General features: G+C 41.4%; 15 protein-coding genes and 1 pseudogene. All 16 read right to left on the reverse strand.

From position 1 onward, the window contains the following. Positions 1-16: 16 nt before the first annotated feature. Positions 17-2,074 (reverse strand): methionine--tRNA ligase, encoded by a 2,058-nt coding sequence (gene metG, locus G586_RS0111875; protein WP_026527933.1) that lies wholly within the window; start codon positions 2,072-2,074, stop codon positions 17-19. 320 nt (positions 2,075-2,394) lie between these two features. Continuing rightward, complete coding sequence (locus tag G586_RS0111880) at positions 2,395-3,270, reverse strand: methionyl aminopeptidase (protein WP_026527934.1); 876 nt, start codon at positions 3,268-3,270, stop codon at positions 2,395-2,397. A gap of 141 nt (positions 3,271-3,411) precedes the next feature. Further along, positions 3,412-5,013: an O-antigen ligase family protein gene (locus G586_RS0111885; protein ID WP_035773163.1), complete on the reverse strand. Its 1,602-nt coding sequence runs from the start codon at positions 5,011-5,013 to the stop codon at positions 3,412-3,414. Between the two features lies 1 nt (position 5,014). Then, positions 5,015-6,892, reverse strand: a complete 1,878-nt coding sequence (locus G586_RS0111890) for a polysaccharide biosynthesis protein (protein WP_026527936.1) — start codon at positions 6,890-6,892, stop codon at positions 5,015-5,017. A gap of 96 nt (positions 6,893-6,988) precedes the next feature. Next, positions 6,989-8,194 (reverse strand): UDP-N-acetylglucosamine 4,6-dehydratase, encoded by a 1,206-nt coding sequence (locus G586_RS0111895; RefSeq protein WP_026527937.1) that lies wholly within the window; start codon positions 8,192-8,194, stop codon positions 6,989-6,991. Positions 8,195-8,298: 104 nt separating this feature from the next. Beyond that, positions 8,299-9,909, reverse strand: coding sequence for a hypothetical protein (locus G586_RS0111900; RefSeq protein ID WP_026527938.1), 1,611 nt, complete (start codon positions 9,907-9,909; stop codon positions 8,299-8,301). Between the two features lie 18 nt (positions 9,910-9,927). Further along, complete coding sequence (locus G586_RS25000) at positions 9,928-10,509, reverse strand: hypothetical protein (RefSeq protein ID WP_026527939.1); 582 nt, start codon at positions 10,507-10,509, stop codon at positions 9,928-9,930. A gap of 49 nt (positions 10,510-10,558) precedes the next feature. Then, the gene (locus G586_RS0111910; RefSeq protein WP_026527940.1) at positions 10,559-11,269 is read right to left on the reverse strand and encodes a hypothetical protein; all 711 of its coding nucleotides are present in this window, start codon (positions 11,267-11,269) and stop codon (positions 10,559-10,561) included. A gap of 15 nt (positions 11,270-11,284) precedes the next feature. Next, the gene (locus G586_RS25640) at positions 11,285-12,703 is read right to left on the reverse strand and encodes an AAA family ATPase (protein ID WP_242832008.1); all 1,419 of its coding nucleotides are present in this window, start codon (positions 12,701-12,703) and stop codon (positions 11,285-11,287) included. Between the two features lie 278 nt (positions 12,704-12,981). Next, positions 12,982-13,200 carry a hypothetical protein gene (locus G586_RS0111920; RefSeq protein WP_026527942.1) on the reverse strand — a complete coding sequence of 73 codons (219 nt, stop codon included), beginning with the start codon at positions 13,198-13,200 and terminating at the stop codon, positions 12,982-12,984. 1 nt (position 13,201) lies between these two features. Beyond that, positions 13,202-14,623, reverse strand: a complete 1,422-nt coding sequence (locus G586_RS22840; RefSeq protein WP_155834121.1) for an IS1634 family transposase — start codon at positions 14,621-14,623, stop codon at positions 13,202-13,204. A 103-nt stretch (positions 14,624-14,726) separates the two neighbouring features. Then, positions 14,727-15,008 (reverse strand): hypothetical protein, encoded by a 282-nt coding sequence (locus G586_RS0111930; protein ID WP_026527943.1) that lies wholly within the window; start codon positions 15,006-15,008, stop codon positions 14,727-14,729. Positions 15,009-15,031: 23 nt separating this feature from the next. Then, the gene (locus tag G586_RS26995; protein WP_242832009.1) at positions 15,032-16,081 is read right to left on the reverse strand and encodes a transposase; all 1,050 of its coding nucleotides are present in this window, start codon (positions 16,079-16,081) and stop codon (positions 15,032-15,034) included. After that, entirely contained in the window at positions 16,082-16,465 is a 384-nt protein-coding gene (locus G586_RS0111940; RefSeq protein ID WP_026527944.1) for a helix-turn-helix domain-containing protein, read from the reverse strand. 119 nt (positions 16,466-16,584) lie between these two features. Continuing rightward, positions 16,585-16,677, reverse strand: a pseudogene (locus G586_RS27640) (glycosyltransferase); the annotation flags it as partial. A 30-nt stretch (positions 16,678-16,707) separates the two neighbouring features. Then, positions 16,708-17,757, reverse strand: coding sequence for a phosphoribosyltransferase family protein (locus tag G586_RS0111945; RefSeq protein WP_207640724.1), 1,050 nt, complete (start codon positions 17,755-17,757; stop codon positions 16,708-16,710). Positions 17,758-17,784: the final 27 nt, after the last annotated feature.

The raw sequence follows: 17,784 nt of genomic DNA on the forward strand, positions 1-17,784 counted from the left end.
TCTTTACTACTTTCTATTAACAAATCTCTGCGCCTGAAGGCATTGCCTTCTCGGGAGTCATAAGAGCAAGGTTACCCTCTGCATCCTCAGCACAAAGCAGCATTCCCTCAGACTCTACACCTGCAAGCTTAGCCGGCTTAAGGTTTACAAGAACCATTACCTTCTTACCAACCATCTCCTCAGGAGTGTAGTATTTGCGAATACCTGAAACGATCTGCTTTGTCTGGCTTCCGATCTTAACCTGTGAGCACAGAAGCTTCTTGGACTTCGGAACAGCCTCGCAGGAGATTATCTCACCAACCTGGAACTGCATCTTCATGAAGTCATCAAAAGTGATCTCATCCTTTGCGGGAATATCGATACCGTCTGAAGACTCAGCGTCCTCAGTCTTATCCTCTGCGCCGCCAAGAACAATAGCGTTTGCCTCTTTGAGCATACCTGCCTTTGTAAGATTTTCCTTAGCCTTCTTCTGAGACTCAAGGAATTCTGCCTTCTGCTTCTCAGTGATCTTAGCTGCCTCAGCGAGAACCTCATTAAGATCCTTTCTGGCAAAAGTCTGCTCGGGAGCATCTGTCACCTTAGTGCCGCTCACATACTTACCAAACTCAGAGAGTGTATCGAAATCACGGCTCTTAGTATTAAGCATTCCGAAAATCTTCTCAGCTGTTCTGGGCATGAAGGGCTCAAGAAGGCTTGTTCCGATAGTAATACCCTCAACCAGGTTGTAAAGAACTGTTGAAAGTCTGTCAGACTGAGCCTCGTCCTTTGCAAGTGCCCATGGCTCTGTCTCATCAATATATTTGTTGCATCTCTTGAATACTGCGAAAATCTCTGTCAGAGCATCAGCAACCCTGAGCTCATCCATCTTTTTCTCAACCTTATCATAAGCACCTGTCACAACTGCCTTGAGGTCCGCATCAACGCCGCCCTCAACACCCTTGTCGGCAACAACACCGTCAAAGTACTTGTTGGACATAGCGATAGTTCTGTTAACAAGGTTACCAAGTGTATTTGCAAGGTCTGAGTTGTAACGCTCAACCATAAGCTCCCATGTGATCACGCCGTCGTTGTCATAGGGCATCTCGTGAAGCACGAAATACTTAACAGGATCAACACCGAAAAGACTTACGAGATCATCAGCATAGATAACGTTACCCTTAGACTTACTCATCTTCTCGCCGCCCTGAAGGAGCCAGGGATGTCCGAATACCTGCTTCGGAAGCGGCTCGCCAAGTGCAAGAAGGAAAATCGGCCAGTAAATTGTATGGAATCTGATAATATCCTTACCTATAAGATGAAGATCTGCAGGCCACCACTTTTTATAATCAGCGCTGCTCTCGTCAACATCGTAGCCGATACCTGTGATATAGTTTGTGAGCGCATCAAGCCATACATATACAACATGCTTCTCATCGAAGCTTACAGGAATTCCCCACTTAAATGAAGTTCTTGAAACGCACAGATCCTGAAGTCCCGGAAGAAGGAAGTTGTTCATCATCTCATTTTTACGGGATACAGGCTGTATAAATTCGGGATGACTATTGATGTGGTCAATAAGCTGCTGAGCATACTTACTCATCTTGAAGAAGTAAGCCTCCTCCTCAGCGGGATGCACATCGCTGCCACACTCAGGGCACTTGCCGTCTACAAGCTGAGACTCTGTGTAAAATGCCTCACACTCTGTACAATACATTCCTTTATAGGAACCCTTATATATATCGCCCTGATCATAGAACTTCTTGAATATCTTCTGAACCTGCTCAACATGGTCCTCGTCAGTTGTTCTGATGAAACGGTCATATGAAGTATCCATAAGATCCCAAAGATGCTTGATTGTGCCTGCCACGCCATCTACAAACTCCTTGGGAGTTGCGCATCCTGCCTCGATTGCTCTGGTCTCGATCTTCTGACCATGCTCATCTGAACCTGTCTGGAAATGAACATCATATCCGTCTTTTCTCTTATATCTTGCAATAGCATCTGCCAGCACGATCTCGTAGCTGTTGCCGATGTGCGGCTTGCCTGAAGTGTAAGCTATCGCTGTTGTAATGTAGTATTTTCCTTTGTTTTGCATTCTATCTCCTTTTCCCCTCATCCGGCAGCTTCGCTGCCACCTTCCCCCCAAGGGGAAGGCTTATGAGGTGAATATCTTCTTGATTTATGTTTCCCACAAGGGAAGGCTTAATTATATATGCCTCCCGGAAGGGAAGGCCTAATAATATATGTCTCCCGGAAGGGAAGGCCTAATAATATATGTCTCCCGGAAGGGAAGGCCTAATAATATATGTCTCCCGGAAGGGAAGGCCTAATAATATATGTCTCCCGGAAGGGAAGGCCTTATAATATATGCCTTCCCCTTGGGGGGAGGTGCCCGAAGGGCGGATGAGGGGTTCCTCACCAACAGAGTATGTCACACCCCGTCTCCGTAACCACAATCTCGACTTCCCACTGCGCTGAAGGTGAGCCGTCCTCTGTGTAAACCGTCCAGTCATTATCGGCATCCACAAAAATCTTATCTCCGCCCATATTTATCATAGGCTCGATCGTAAATACCATGCCCGGAACCATGATCATCTCTGTGCCCGGCTTACTTACAAAGCTGACAAACGGCTCCTCGTGGAACTCATTGCCGCAACCGTGTCCGCCAATCTCACGAACGACAGTGTAACCATTTTTCAAAGCATGCTGATGTACCGCATTGCCCATATCTCCAAGCGGAGTCCAGGGAATTACGTTCTTAACACCGATCTCAACAGCTTCCTTAGTGACATCCACCAGCTTCTTCCAGGCAGGATCAACATCACCTATGCAAAACATTCGAGATGAATCTGAAAAATATCCATCAAGAATAGTCGAGCAATCTACATTAATAATGTCGCCATCCTGCAAAATATCATCAGGAGACGGAATTCCGTGGCACACCATATCATTAATGGAAGTGCACACGCTCTTGGGGAAGCCCTCATAATTGAGGGGAGCAGGGATACCGCCCATCTTCCTTGTGACATCAGCGACAATGTCATCAATATCCTGAGTGGACATTCCCGCCTTTATCTTGTCAGCCACCTCATCGAGGCAGGCCATGTTTATCTTCGCACTTTTCCTGATGCCCTCTAAATCCTTCTCTGTTTTCAGAAGAGATCTTGAAGGTACGATTTTTCCCTGTCTCTGAAGAGCTATGATCTTATCATCAAAAGCCTCGTGGCAAGCCTTGTACTTCTTGCCGCTGCCACACCAACAGAGATCGTTTCTGTCTAATTTCTTATACATTATGATATTCTGACCTTTCTACTCCTACCGACTTAACATTTTTATGAAAACACCTAGTATCTCTATTTTATGCTAAAAGTCCACCTTTAAGTATGCATTCAAGAGCCCCCGTTGTCAACGAGTCAAATTGCCCATAAAATTTCATTTATTCTTGGAAAGTGCCATTACAACGAACAAATACATGAACGAAGTCGCATACACATGCTGAAAAAAGAAAATTGCACAAGCCATATAACCGGCAAGAGATAGAAGAGCCATTAAGGAAAGCCTGTCCTGCTCTGCTCTTTTCCACAAAGAAGCAAAGGAAGTGCCAAGAAAAGCCATATACGACAGGCATCCCAATAATCCATTTTCTATAAGGAAGTTTAAGAACTCATTGTGCGCTACTTTAAGCTTGTACTTCCCGTACATATCAGCAAGAGCCTGGGAAAAATCCGTGAACGAATATATATAGGACTCAAATCCGCCCTGGCCCACTCCTACAAGTTTTCTGAAAAACGGTAGCCTCTTAAAGCCTATTGCAGCGCAGCGCCAGTTAAGGCCTCTGTGTGTTCCCCAGTCATAATCGAATCTAAGCATGCGGATGTTTGAAAGAAAACCGGCATGTTCAGGAGCGTTTGTGACCAGGATCATGGCTAGTATTATAAGGACTAATGATGCCAGCAAAATAGTGAGCATGATTCTGAAAGAAGCTGTTAGCATCTCGCATAAACTATCAGCATTGCTAATGACAGCCATGTCTCCATTTTTCGCCAGCGACTTTCTACTAGCAGCGCCATCCCCACTCTCTTTACTTCGAGAAATCCCCCACAACACTGCAGCCGCCGCTATCACATATATCCCGGCATGCCTTCTAAGCAGCGAATTCACTGCATCTCCTTCATCAACAAACACGAACAGATCATGAAAAAGTACAAAAACCAAGAGCCAGACCACTTCGGTTACAGCGCCGAACACTATAAGAAGAGATGAGAATCTTCTTGTCATCTCTCTACTTCTCGCACATACGCCAAACATTATAAAAAGCTCTGTCGCCATGACAGGCAAAATAGTGTCACTTCCGATAACCCAGGCTCCCATGAAAACCACAGCATTTACCGCAAGAACTATCATCCTGCGAAGATAATCCTCTTCAAATGTATACCATCCCATCACAACTCCCATAAGGCACGCGATATACATAGTTGCCCAGTTGGTCTGTCCGAGGGTTGAGATAAATCCCGGGTATTTATTTCCCATGTCCAATGGATAAATATCGAATCTGTTCAGAATTGTCAGAACACTTGTAAGGCCTGCGCCAAGAGCAGCAAAAGCCCAAATAAAATCATTATCGCGATAGTAATAATACACAAGAAGCGCCGTCGCAAGAAAAAGAATCTGTGAAAGCAGCCCCATATGCCAGCTACCGTTTCCGACCCATGAAACACCTCTATCCACAGAAAAAACAAACGATACAATATTGGAAAGAGTATGTAAAAATAGACAGATTATAGGCAGTGCGGGCAATTTTCCGAGATTCTCTGCCTTCCTACAGATAGTCTCAATAACCGCAAACGTTCCGCCACCGACGATGAAGCCAATCGCTATTCTCTTATATGCCTCATACTTCGCATTTGCTATATCCGCATATCCGTCACGATAATAAAACGGCAGAACCAAAAGCATCGCAGCAAGAAAAAAGAATGCCACAATCTCTCCGTATCCATGAATAGCCTCCGCAGTTGTCACATTCTTTTTATTCAAATTACTCTTTTCCCCCATCCGGATGATATGTATCAACCACCTTCGCCACAAGAGCCTTGATATCCTTGTCATTCTTCTTGGACGCGGCATCAAGCTCCTCAAGCTGCTTTGAAAACAGCTCATCATCCATCTCTATTGGCTTACCAATATAAATCATGTTATTGGCAGTCTTCTTTTTACCCTCTTCATCCATGAGAATCTCCTCATACATCTTCTCGCCGGGACGAAGACCGGTATAAACAATCTTAATATCCACATCAGGCCGAAGTCCTGACAGCTTAATCAGGTTCCTCGCCATATCATCGATTTTCACAGGCTTTCCCATATCCAGGACAAAAATCTCGCCGCCCTTTGCATAGTAACTTGCCTGAAGCACCAAAGATACAGCCTCAGGAACCGTCATGAAAAATCGAACGATATTTTTATCGGTAACTGTTACAGGACCGCCCTTTGCAATCTGCTCCTTGAAAAGCGGAATAACAGAACCGTTAGAGCCCAGTACATTACCAAATCTTACAGCAGAAAAAACCGTATCCGGATATTTCCTGTCCATCATCTGAATGATCATCTCACAGATACGCTTAGTAGCGCCCATCAAAGACGTAGGATTGACCGCTTTATCCGTCGAGATCATAACAAAACGCTTTACGCAGTAATTACCTGCTGCCAGAGCAGTCTTGTACGTACCCATCACATTGTTCTTGACCGCTTCATTCGGACTCTTCTCCATAAGAGGCACATGCTTATGCGCAGCCGCATGGAAAATAACATCCGGCTTGTACTCCTTAAGCACACTGCGAACCCTACTGGTATTGCGGACAGAACCAATAAGTGCCTGAATATCCAGCTCCGGGTAAGTCCTCTTAAGCTCCTGCTCTATCTGATAAGCATTGTTCTCATAAATATCGAAGATAATAAGCTGCTTCGGTTCAGCTGCCGCAATCTGCCTGCAAAGCTCGGATCCGATGGAACCGCCTCCACCTGTGACCATAACAACCTTATCTTTAATATATGAAAAGATCTCGGAATTATTAACCTTGACCTCATCCCTCTCAAGAAGGTCCTCAATGTTAACATCTCTTAGCTTGGAAACACTTACTTCACCTGAAACAATCTGCAAAAGTCCGGGCACCGTCTGCAGCTTACAGCCGGTATCCTTACATATATTAAGAATCTCTCTTCTGTCCTCTACAGGTGCAGAGGGAATCGCATAGATAATCCTGTCAATCTCATATTTCTCGCAGAGCTTAGGAATATCATTTCTACCGCCGCCGATTTTCACCCCCTGAAGGTATCTGCCCCAGGTGGTCTCGTTATCGTCCACCAGCACTCTCACTTTATAGGTCTTAACAAGCTTCAAATCTGTAAGAAGCTCCCTTGCTGCGTTCCCGGCACCTATGACCATGACATTATCCCGCTTAACATCTGCCGCAACACCAATATCAAAGAACCGCCCATTACTACCCTTGACAACTCTGTATGAAAACCGGATTCCCAGACAGAGAATCACATTCAGAATGATAGCGATGAACAGACAACTCCTGGGGATATTGAAACGATCCACCCTGTTTAGAGCAAACATAACAACAGCCAGCACAAAATAAGCAAGCATCGTGCGGTAAACCTCCGCCAGAGATGCAAATCGCCATATACTGTGATAAAGCCGGAAAATATAATAAACCGCCACCGTGATCACAACCGCCAGTGGCAATAGATAGAGAATATTCCCCTTATATAACCCGGGAATCTCCCTATATTTGAAATCAAAACGCACAAGCAGCGCGGTCACATAAGATATGACCACGCTGAGAATATCCGCCATGAGAATCAAAAGCACGCGCGCATAATAACGCTTCGTGTTCTTATAAAAATTCCCCATACAAAACTGCTCCCCGCATAAATTCTTCTCTAAGGCAGGTGTCTTCGACGATCAACAATGTAATCTCCAAGCCCCTAATACGAAAACACCGCTATATCACATTCTACCATCAAGAAACTTTCCTGTCTCCTTGTGATTGAAGTTAGGAATCATCTCATTGAAAAGATCGATGATCTCTCCTCTCTCCCAGCTGCCGGCAGCCTTCATAGATTCAATCCGGCGCGAAAAGTCATCAAGCTTTTTGCTATCATAGCTAAGCTCATTCTTGATGATACCGATGGACTCAAATCTATCCATGTCAAGAATCTCGTTATCCGTGTAGAACTCCTCAAAATCCTTCTCACCGGTGGTATCGCTGTTAAAGAAATACACAGGCCACTTACGCTGAGCCTTGAGCTCCGCAACCCTGTCCCTTGCCTCCTGCTCAGTAGCGCACTGCACGGGCTCATACCCAAGATTCTCCAAGTACTTCTCAGCAATACTGCTGAAGGTAACAAGATTAAGTTCCTCATCCAGCTTAGGGAAGTAGATATCTCTGTTTTCACCGGTAAGGCACGAAAGCAGACACAGTTCACCGGACTCCTTGGGAGTAACAAAATATCTTCTCACATCACAAGGAGCTGCAAGCGGCTGATTTTTCTCAATTCTTCTATTAAAACCATATAGGAGACTTCCGTCTGAAAATGCCACATTGGCAAATCTTGCAGTAGAAACAGGCATCTCCTCACTTCTGCGATTAAGAAACATCTCCATTATTCGCTTTGACGCACCCATCATATTCACGGGATTGGCAGCCTTATCAGTAGACACGCAGAAATACTTCTTAGCACCCATCTCATACGCCATCTTCATAGTCACATCAGTATTGAAGATATTCGTGTCAATCATCCTCATTAACGTATATGGATCCTTCTCAGACCTTACATGCTTAAGCGCAGATGTATTAAAGATGTAGTCATATCCGCCTATTCTGCCATTTTGCGCATTGATAAACGCCTTGAAAATATCACTTCCACAGTCGAGGGCGAAGGTTGCAAACTCACCGCTGCCATAACCCACCGATGATCTGATATCTCTAACAAGCTCAACCATGTTGTTCTCACTTATATCAACAACATGCAAAACCTCGGGATCGCGCCTGAAAATCTCGCGACAGATAGCAGAACCAATAGTACCTGCGCCGCCTATCACAAGAAATCTCGAACTCTTTATAATCTCTGTAAGCTCACCCTCAAGACGCGCTATATCGCCTTCAAAAAGAGGCTGAGTACGCCCCACCATTCCTAAAATTTTATCGCTCATTTTATCAATCCCTTCTAATGATATTTTTATTGTATATCATTCACTTCGATTAATCTTTGTAAAATGGCAATTAGTAAATTATTCTTCGTCTAAATCTGGCCCTGTCAGTGTGTGAGATAATACTGTGCATAATCTGTCAGGGAATATGAGTCTACGCGGTATAGTATGTCCGCAATGCTTCTAAAATAAATATAGAGATAAAGTCCGCATATTGTCAGATACGCAAGCCTTCTCCTGTTTTTATTAAAAACAAGGATGATGAACAAATATAGGAGCCAACTTATAATTCCAAAGATTATGAGTGCTGATGGCAAATTCGAGATCACATCTCTGGTGAGCTTAACTCCTGTCATATCAAAGCAGATATTCATTGACATGATGGAATGGACATAGCTGTCAACTCCTGACATCACAGGTGCAATTACAAGAGCAAAGAAAATCGTCAATGCAGCAAATATAGATGCTGACAAGGGAGTTAGCAGTTTATTCTTTCTATCTGCCGAATCGATAGTTTCTGTATCTTGAGATATCCTTGCAAGTGCATAAAAACCTATGAAAAGCATAATAGGAAGCGTGCTCTCAAGATATCTACCAAAAACAAGATGGTCGCTTCGTTCTACTGCTGTTCCATACCAGTAACCATAAGCCGTTTCAAAAAAGAATAATAAGCCAAGCAGAAATGATCCAAAGTAAAATATGCTTCCCAGTAGGCAAATATTTTGCAGCTTTGGTGAAAAGAACCCTTTCTTTTTCAGACCGAATCCGCACATAGCACATACTACAAGGCCTAGAAGCGTTATCCCTATGCCGGATGCCGCGCTATTGAATAACCATCCCATTATTGATTTTAATAGGACCGGAAGCCCTTTAGCCGAAAACATTTTACGGTAGATTTCTAAGTCAAAAAAGGATGAAAGAAGGTTATACTTAAGGAGCTCTCCTCTGTACACATATAGCTTTAACCATGCATTAAATACCCTGTCGAGAATCAGTGCCAAAGCGAGGTTGATGATAAACATTACCGGATGGATTAGTTGTACTCTTCTACTTATTCTAAAAATGATAAGAAAAAGTACTGTCCCAAGAACTATAACTATTCCGCGCTGGTGACACATAAATGCGTATACACTGACCCATGCAAGTAATGCGCTAAGAAGTCTCTGCTTATTTAAAAGCCTCCCCTTAGGTTCATCGGATTCAGATGAACTGACATTCTGTAAGGCAGCTACTATCCCTTCAAGTTCCATGACAGTCAAAATAATCAACCAGGGAATAAGAAAAAGCACCGGCTCAGCCCAGGTAAGCTTGGCATATAGCAGCGTCCCCGGCATACACCCCGTTATAAGGGATATGAAAACCGCATCCTCATTTGCCATTTTCAGGTGCTTTGTACTCAGCTTATATATAATGACAGGAATAAATGCAGTAACAATGCTATTTGCCATTAGAAGAAACTTATAACGAATAGCAGGATTCTTTATTAGCAAAAATATTGGAAGGAAATAAATAGTCTGCCCATATTTATAGAAGAACCCCTTTTCAACCAAGATATCTCCCCAGTCATGCCCGGTTAGATAAGCTGCAGCTCCCATGGTTCCAAGCGCATCCTCCACCTGCGGAGCAGACAGAAAAAAAGCTGGAATAGTCGAGAGGGCAAATGCAATGATATAAAGATAAAGAATTATATTTGAATTATTAGATTTTGTTTTTATCACTATACTCCTTCATTCAGATCACTTCTTAAGTATTTCCTCTGCCATCTTAACTGCTTCTTCCCATGACAAATCAAGCTTCTCTTTCATAAGATACTCAGCTAGACTTTTAACGTCTTCATTTTTAGCACATGTCTTTCCCTTCTCAATACCTTTTTCTTCTATCTCATCCAGAACGTTACACATACTTACACGCTCCCTTCCCTTTACTTGCTCATATGTTTCAACAAACCTGTTATCATCAGTCAAAGCGCTCATCAAACTTAACATCTCCTGAACAAGTAATACTGCCTTATTCCACCACTTCTCATAGCTATAGTATAACACAAGGGATACTAGCGGATAGCGTTTATTCTTAGCTGAAGGTCGTAACTGCGCCCAGTATCCTGCTCCATCGTAATTGATAACCCTGATAGGCATATCATCATCCACATCCGTCTGGTTCTCGAATCCTACTGCCGCCAATCTGATATGACTATTATTCCAATACTTGAGTACATCTCGTTCCTGACTTCGCACCTTACCATGCGCGGTATAATTACTATACGGAGTTGCCTCTGAAAGCGACTCTGGAACAATAACCTCTTCTCCATCGGATAACATATTGAAAAGGTCGCAACCCCTAACATATTAGAGCATTGCGACCTTTATTTTATAGCAAATCATCTGGCCTAGGATGCTGTATGAAGTATACATGAAGATTAGTATGCCTCTCTATAGAATGCAAATCCTCCTTGATATAACTCCAAGAACCAGATAAGGAGTCCGGAGTGCCATTTACGACATCAGCCTTTAGAAAATCAATAAATTTCTCTTCTTTGCCAATGAATCTTTCATAAAAAGCATCGGCATAATCCTGTTTCTTATCTGCATCAAGATTGCGTTCGTTGTATAGGGCATGATCAAGATTGCATGACAAAAAATACATTTCATAGGGCAGACCTTTTATATCCTTCATGGACAAAAGAAAGCTTATGATTCCTGACTTCTTATTATTTCGTTCTTTAACTTTTTCAATATCTTTACAATGAATGCCATCATCCTGATAAACAAATCGGTAAGTCTCCCCTTCAAAAATGGTTGAATCAGGAATAAATGTTCCGTCAGTATCAAAGATCTGTACCACTTGAAAAATGTCACTTTTTTGAAGCTTCTGATCTTTTATAAACCTGTCTATAACATCGTATATTCTATCTTCAACGTTTTTCGTATCAACATCTGGATCACTTGATATATCACCATTTGTGAATTTGAAAACAATGTTTTTAGATCTTCTGTAAATCTTCTTAAAAATTTTTTCGAGGGCTGTCTTATCCGATGGACCCTCGACAATAAACAAAACAGTTTTCTTTGCTTCTCCCATTTCGAAACCTCCCTATTAGTTTGCTTTATGAAGGTCTTCCTCAAATTGTGGAGAAAATTGGAGAGTCACTCTATTATTGGGATTCCCAGCTTTTCTGAACGCATAACCCATTGCTATTAAATCATCTTCGTCATATAAATCTTCCTTTTGTCCTCCGACTGTAAGAGCGCGGATATAGTAGTCACGTTTGTTGTGATTTTTTTCTATCCCCACCATTCTGATATATCTATTATCGGGGTTGGTCGTTGAGCATATGATATTTTTTGCATCGAGTTTCTCGAGAATGCGCAGATTATGAGATGTAAAAATAAGCTGACCCTTCATCTCCTTATGCATTAATCCTAATAGCTCTCCAAGTAAGTATTCAAAAATACCAGAATCAAGCTCATCAACCACGAGGCAAACACTGGATTCGTTAAATGCCGATATTAAATAATTAAGGATTGAAATGATTCGCTTAATACCTTCAGATTCATATCTGAAAGGAAACTTCTTTCCGCCTCGTTTTGAATATATGTTAACTTTAAACGCTTTTTTTCCATCTGGTTTTTCAAATTCTGCAGTTTTATCAAGCTCAATTTGCAGATCAGGAATAATTGATTTCAATGCAGTATTAATTGCATCTATAGTCATTGTAACCTGATCGTAGAGTTCTTTGTCTATGTCTGATTCACCTGCGATGTAAAGAGTAACCCTAGACTGAGTGATTGTATTTTCTGTAGTGCTTCTGCCATTAATTGGGATTACAATATTTGAATTGATCTGTCCCAATTGTTCTATACGTATTACATTTAGGTCTACCATTCCAAATTTCATAAGACCATGAATAATATTGCTGAAATTAATGGCTTCTTCGTCAGACTTCATTGACTTACAAGAATCGGAAACAAGCGTATTAAAGAATACGGAAATATGACGTTGAGAGCAAATCAATGCGAGCTTCTGCATTGCCCACAGGAAAGGAATTGATTTGAGTTTAGCTGCATGGTTCGATTTTACTGTTAAATCCTCCTGATCCAAAAGATCTACTGCATCATAGTTTGGATTTTCAAAGTCAATATCACGCTCACTTTTCCAAGCGGACCCTCTTAACCAATAGACAAGTGTCTCTCGAATAATCTCAATTTTCTGGATTTCTTCATTCACACGTAAATAGACGGCATACTGTACTTTGTACTTGGACTGCTTTGTTTCTATATAAAAGTCAGTAACAAGCTTTGTCTGTTCTTCTTTTGAGATGATGCCGGCAAAATCATAGGGAATTGGCACTCCCATTAATACATACTTCAGTATATCAAGTGACTCTACCAAAGCAGTTTTCCCAGAGCCATTCTGTCCATAAATACCCACAACATCTGTTTTATCTGCTTTTCCATTGGTATTTATGCTTCCATGATTTATGTAAGTAATTTCGCCAAAATTTACATTCTTCAAGTAATTAATCTCCGAACGCATAATTCTAACGCTATACCTATTATCCATTTTTCACCTCAAATATTACTTTTTGTACTATTTGCATATTAGTTAATACCTAATTCGAGGAATTCCTCTTATACAATAATAATATAAATCCGACAAAATGTCCAGATTAATTTGAAAAACAAGCTGTTATTTGGTATGATAATTGTATGTGAACTTCCTATCATTTTAACTCTCGTTGCCACTTTCGGATATTACCCTCAAAATAACTCTTCATACAGGGTTGATATTTTCTAATCTTCTTCATCTTCGTTCCCATTCATGAATTCCAGGATCTCCTTCAGTGACTTTTTGCTCTTCTCGAAAGCTTTTACAAGCTCCTTGCTCTCAAGCTCCCTTCGCTTTGTCAGGAGCCTGTCCAGCTCCTCGAGCTCTGCTTCATATTTATCTTTAGCCTTAAATACAGCTTCTTCCTGCTTCTTTATCTTATCTTCTAAACTTATCCTTGCCATGTCAGTCCTCCTTTGCTCCGTTAGTGGTATTGGCATTCTTCAGATCATCACTTAACGCCTTTCCCATAGTTTTTATGTCTGCAGCATTCATTCCAAATGCCTTCAGTATGGTCTTCTGGGTTGCACTTACTGCATGATCTATCCGATATGTCCTGTCGGAAGACTTTATCATCTCTATCTTCTCAAGTTCCTTTAGAGCTGCAGGAACCGTCATGTAATTCTCTTTCTGTCCACTCTCCTTCACCTCATCCTTAAGGCATGTATATATCTTATTGCGGATTATGAGAGCTATGAATTCTATAAAAAGCTTGGTCTCCAGGGATTCATTTCCATATACCCTTTCTGCCCTGCCTCCCATATATGACTTATCGCCACGGAAAAGCTTCTCGGAAGCATCCCTGCTCTTGTACAGGTTTATTGCTTCCTCTGCTGTCATTGACTCTGATGTGATAAGGACAAAGTATCCGCAGAGTACGATCTCCCTGTCTATGACATCCGTACGCTCACGCCATGTGACCAGACGTTCATCCTCCTTGCCCTTATTTATCATTTCAAGGTCAAAGTATTTCTCGATGTTAGGACTTGGCGGGATCTTCTTGCCCCTGTTCTTCTCAAGGAATTCAACTATCCTGTCTATCTTTCTTTCTACATTCTCTCTTTCTGCTGCATGCTTTCTGTCCTTGTAGAATATATGGAAATATCTGTCCTTCTCATCAGATGGAAACAGCTGCATCTTAACTGTCATTCCATTGACTTTATAAGTTCTTATGCTGTTAGCCCTGCTCTGCTCAAAGCTGCCTCTATGTTTTAAAACCAGGTCACTCACAAGGTCCTTCATGCCCTTGACCATGATCACAAATCCATAGCCATGTCGGTCCATGTAGTGAATGTTTGTCTCGCTGAAATATCCCCTGTCGAGGATGAATCCTATATTTCTGTAGCCATATCCCTCCACTTTTTCCAGCATGTACTGGAGCTGTGAAACATCATTGATGCTGCCGGGATAATCCTCATAGAAAAGAGGTTCATTATTGTTCCTGTCATAGGCTATGGCATAATTGAAGATTGGTTTATCCTGCTTGTCTTTTTCATGACCGATCTCAGCAAGGTCTATATCACCTGCCTGACAGTGCTTGTTAGAAGAATCATATGAAACATATATCTTCTGCCTGTGATCTCTGCCCGCATTCCATTCATTAAGAAATGCTATCCTGGCATCTGTCATATCCTGCCCAAGGAAAGAGGATACCTTGGAATCGCTGTATATATGCATGCCCTTTGTAAAGAGTGGATGTCTGTAAGCATAGTCAGGATAATACTGTCCTGCATTATTCTCAGTAAGGATACTGTAGGTCGCAAGATCAAGGAACAATCCTGCATCCTTCCCGACAAGACGGTTCACCATCTCATCCAGGTTTCCCACTCAAAATCAAGTGAAGTCCGCATAAAACCTGGCTTTTTCAGCATTTTTATACTCTCATTTTGGCTGCCGAGAGTTAATTACCGCGGAAGTTCACATTTACCTGTCAGATTCTGTTAACAGCACACGGTACCAATGTTTCAGCATACACCATATATTCAGCCTTTAAAATCAAAAACTTCTCACGTATATCCGCAGGTAATGATTCCTCATACTTCCATTGCCTGAGCTGTGCTATAATCTTTGATTCATCATATGACAACTTTAGACCTTGGTTAATTGGTGAAACGATATTATTGATATCGTAAGGAAGCTCAAGCTTAGAAACAATCTCATCAACACACAATCCCTGATTATGTAATTCCTCTACTCTCAATTTTACGTTCATAATATCCACTGAAAAATAATCCTTTACATCTCATCGAAATAGTAGTTTCTGTAAAAGGCTTCCTCTTTTTTTGTAAACCGTTTTAAATATTCCTCCAGGCTTTTACCTTCGCTTCTTAAATCACCAGGACTCATAGCCAATACCGGATTATTATCCATTATAGCCTGTATTCGTTCAGCCTCATTCTTTGTACTTACATATCTTTGGTTCTTACTGTTAAGTTTCTGTTCTGTCCTTCTGAGCCTTCCATCCTTCAAAAGAGGGTTAATTAGCTTTTCTCTGACATATCTTTCTGATTTTATTCCTAGGACCTTCTGAATCTCTGGCTTTGAATGCGGAACATCACAGAATGCTATGATAATCTGAACTTTATCATCTCCATCACTTACTCCGCCACCTTCTCCGCCACTTTCTCCGCCACTAGTGGTGGAGTTTCTTGTGATTGTGTCATCTTCTTTCATGTCCTTCTGAATCAGCATCTCCTGTTCTGCATGAGAAATCTTACCCTCAACAAACATCCTGTATTGTTCATGTGGATTATTGCGAAAGCAGGCAAGTACACGGGATGTATCCACAAGATCTGCAATTAGCTCTCTGCATTTACTCTGACTTTTCCCCTTAATTGGAGCCTCACTATCCATAAACAATTCATAGCTTGAAAACACATATTTCAGAGGTTCTCTTACCATCTGCGCCTTTACAGGATTAAGATGAATATATCTACTCACCTCAAGAAAATATCTTTCATCTTCAATAAGACATGCCGTATATCTGTCTTCAAACAAATGCCCTGTATAATGATATTTTCTATTGAAGTTCATCGCATATGGGTGAAGAATCCTTTGCATTATCTTCCACAGCTCCTTATCGCTGGTTTCTATAGCCATATGAAAATGATTGGTCATAAGACACAGCGAATGAATCTTAAATGGATATATTTCCTTTGTACGACTTACTCCTTCAAGAAATAACAGATAATCATCATCATCTTTGTAAAGGGTAAGCCTTCTGTTCCCCCGACTCATAACATGATAGGTTGCCCCGGGATACCAATTCCTTTTTGGTCTTGACAATTACGTTCCCTCATTTCCGCCTGCTTTTTCTGTGTCTGCATCCAGTCCGGCATACGCTTCGGCATACCCCATAACTCTTTCGCGAAACATAGGCTCAAGCCGATTATAATATGCGATAAGTCTCCCCATATCAGTATCCTTTTTCACAGTATAATAATCCCTGCTTTCTTCTCTGCTTCCCGCCGGATCTATTCCCGAAAGAAGCCAGTCAGGTGTTACCCCTAACGCCTCACATATTGGCATAATTTTCTCGGATGAGGGATTTGTTTTATTCTTTTTCCATTCACTAATGGTACTGGGTTGTATTCCCGTTTTCTCGGAAAACTCCTTCTGTGTCATGGATAATTGAGCCAACCTCTCAAAGATTCTTTCGCTTATTGTCATCGTTGCAGCCCCCTACGATATTATGTTTTATATTTCAATTATATGAACTATACCTCAAAAGAAAATGCCTGTCAACAAAAATGCAAACATATGTTTGTTCATATGTTATTAACATTTCCTTAACAGTGACAGGCACCAATGTCAGAATATTTATTTAGTATATCTTGATTCTTGTCCGTAGATCCGTCATTTACGCAGATGATTTCTATTGCCTTAAGCGTCCGATTTTAGACGCTTAAAGATTATAAGATATAATCTTTCTCAGTTACATCAATTCTACATTCAACCTGAGTCTGTATCCGTCTCTTGGCCTCTCTAAAACTCACCCCTCTGCAATTTGGTCCAAAGCAGCTATAAAAAAATGATCCATCGTTGCTATTCACCATCATTTTCATCTTATTGCCGCAATCCTGACAGTATAACTCAGGTGCATCAGAAGACCAATATGTTCCTCCCAACTGATTAATTCCGAGTACAATGCATATAACTTCTCCTGCGCCCTTTGCCTTAAGTTCACGAATACATGCCTTAAGTGTAGAACCAGTTGTAACAATATCATCGATCAAAACTACAGTTGCACCATCAATTCTATTACTCAATACAAATGCATCTTTCACATTTGATTCGCGCTCCATTTGTGATGAAGCTTTTTGTATAGGATAATTACTTATACAATTAAAAGATGCATTGAGATTTTCAATTTCATTATCACTAGCAAGTTCTTCTATGATTTTTTTGAAGCGGTCCTCCTGCCCTGGTCTTGCCGGTACAGAGCAAATCATATCTATCTTGTGATTTCGCTTTAACGTGTTTATTGTCGTTTTATAAAGGCTTAAAAATACTCTATTGTATACTCCGTAGGCCTTCCCCTTGCTCTTATTTCTGATGATGGCAGTTGAATACGGATGAAGTTGATTCATATAATGAGAATACCCGAAATATCTGCCCAGCATGCACATTAAATATGTTTCTCCATCCACATTAAATTTTACCGGTATTATAAGTCCTTCCCTATCAGAATCAGGGTAAACAACTACCTCACCAAGAAATCCCTTTGTTCCTTTTTTCAGCAAAGCTGCAAGCGCATCAAAGCCACTGCATATAAGATCTGCAGCACGGCTTGCTTCCTGATAAGTTACTTCCTCCGTCACCCATACAACACCGCTCATAAAGCTCAAAGCATTGTCAAGGAATCGCGTTTCTTTCGTAATATATGCTATCTCAGTAGTCCTGAGCGCTAGCATATCCAACACCTTTGCATGAGATGCGCTGCTAGGTGCAAACAATTTCAAATAACCTGGTAAATATAAAACATTCTT

It is taken from the genome of Butyrivibrio sp. VCD2006 (genome assembly GCF_000423925.1).
Classification (GTDB): Bacteria; Bacillota; Clostridia; order Lachnospirales; family Lachnospiraceae; genus Butyrivibrio.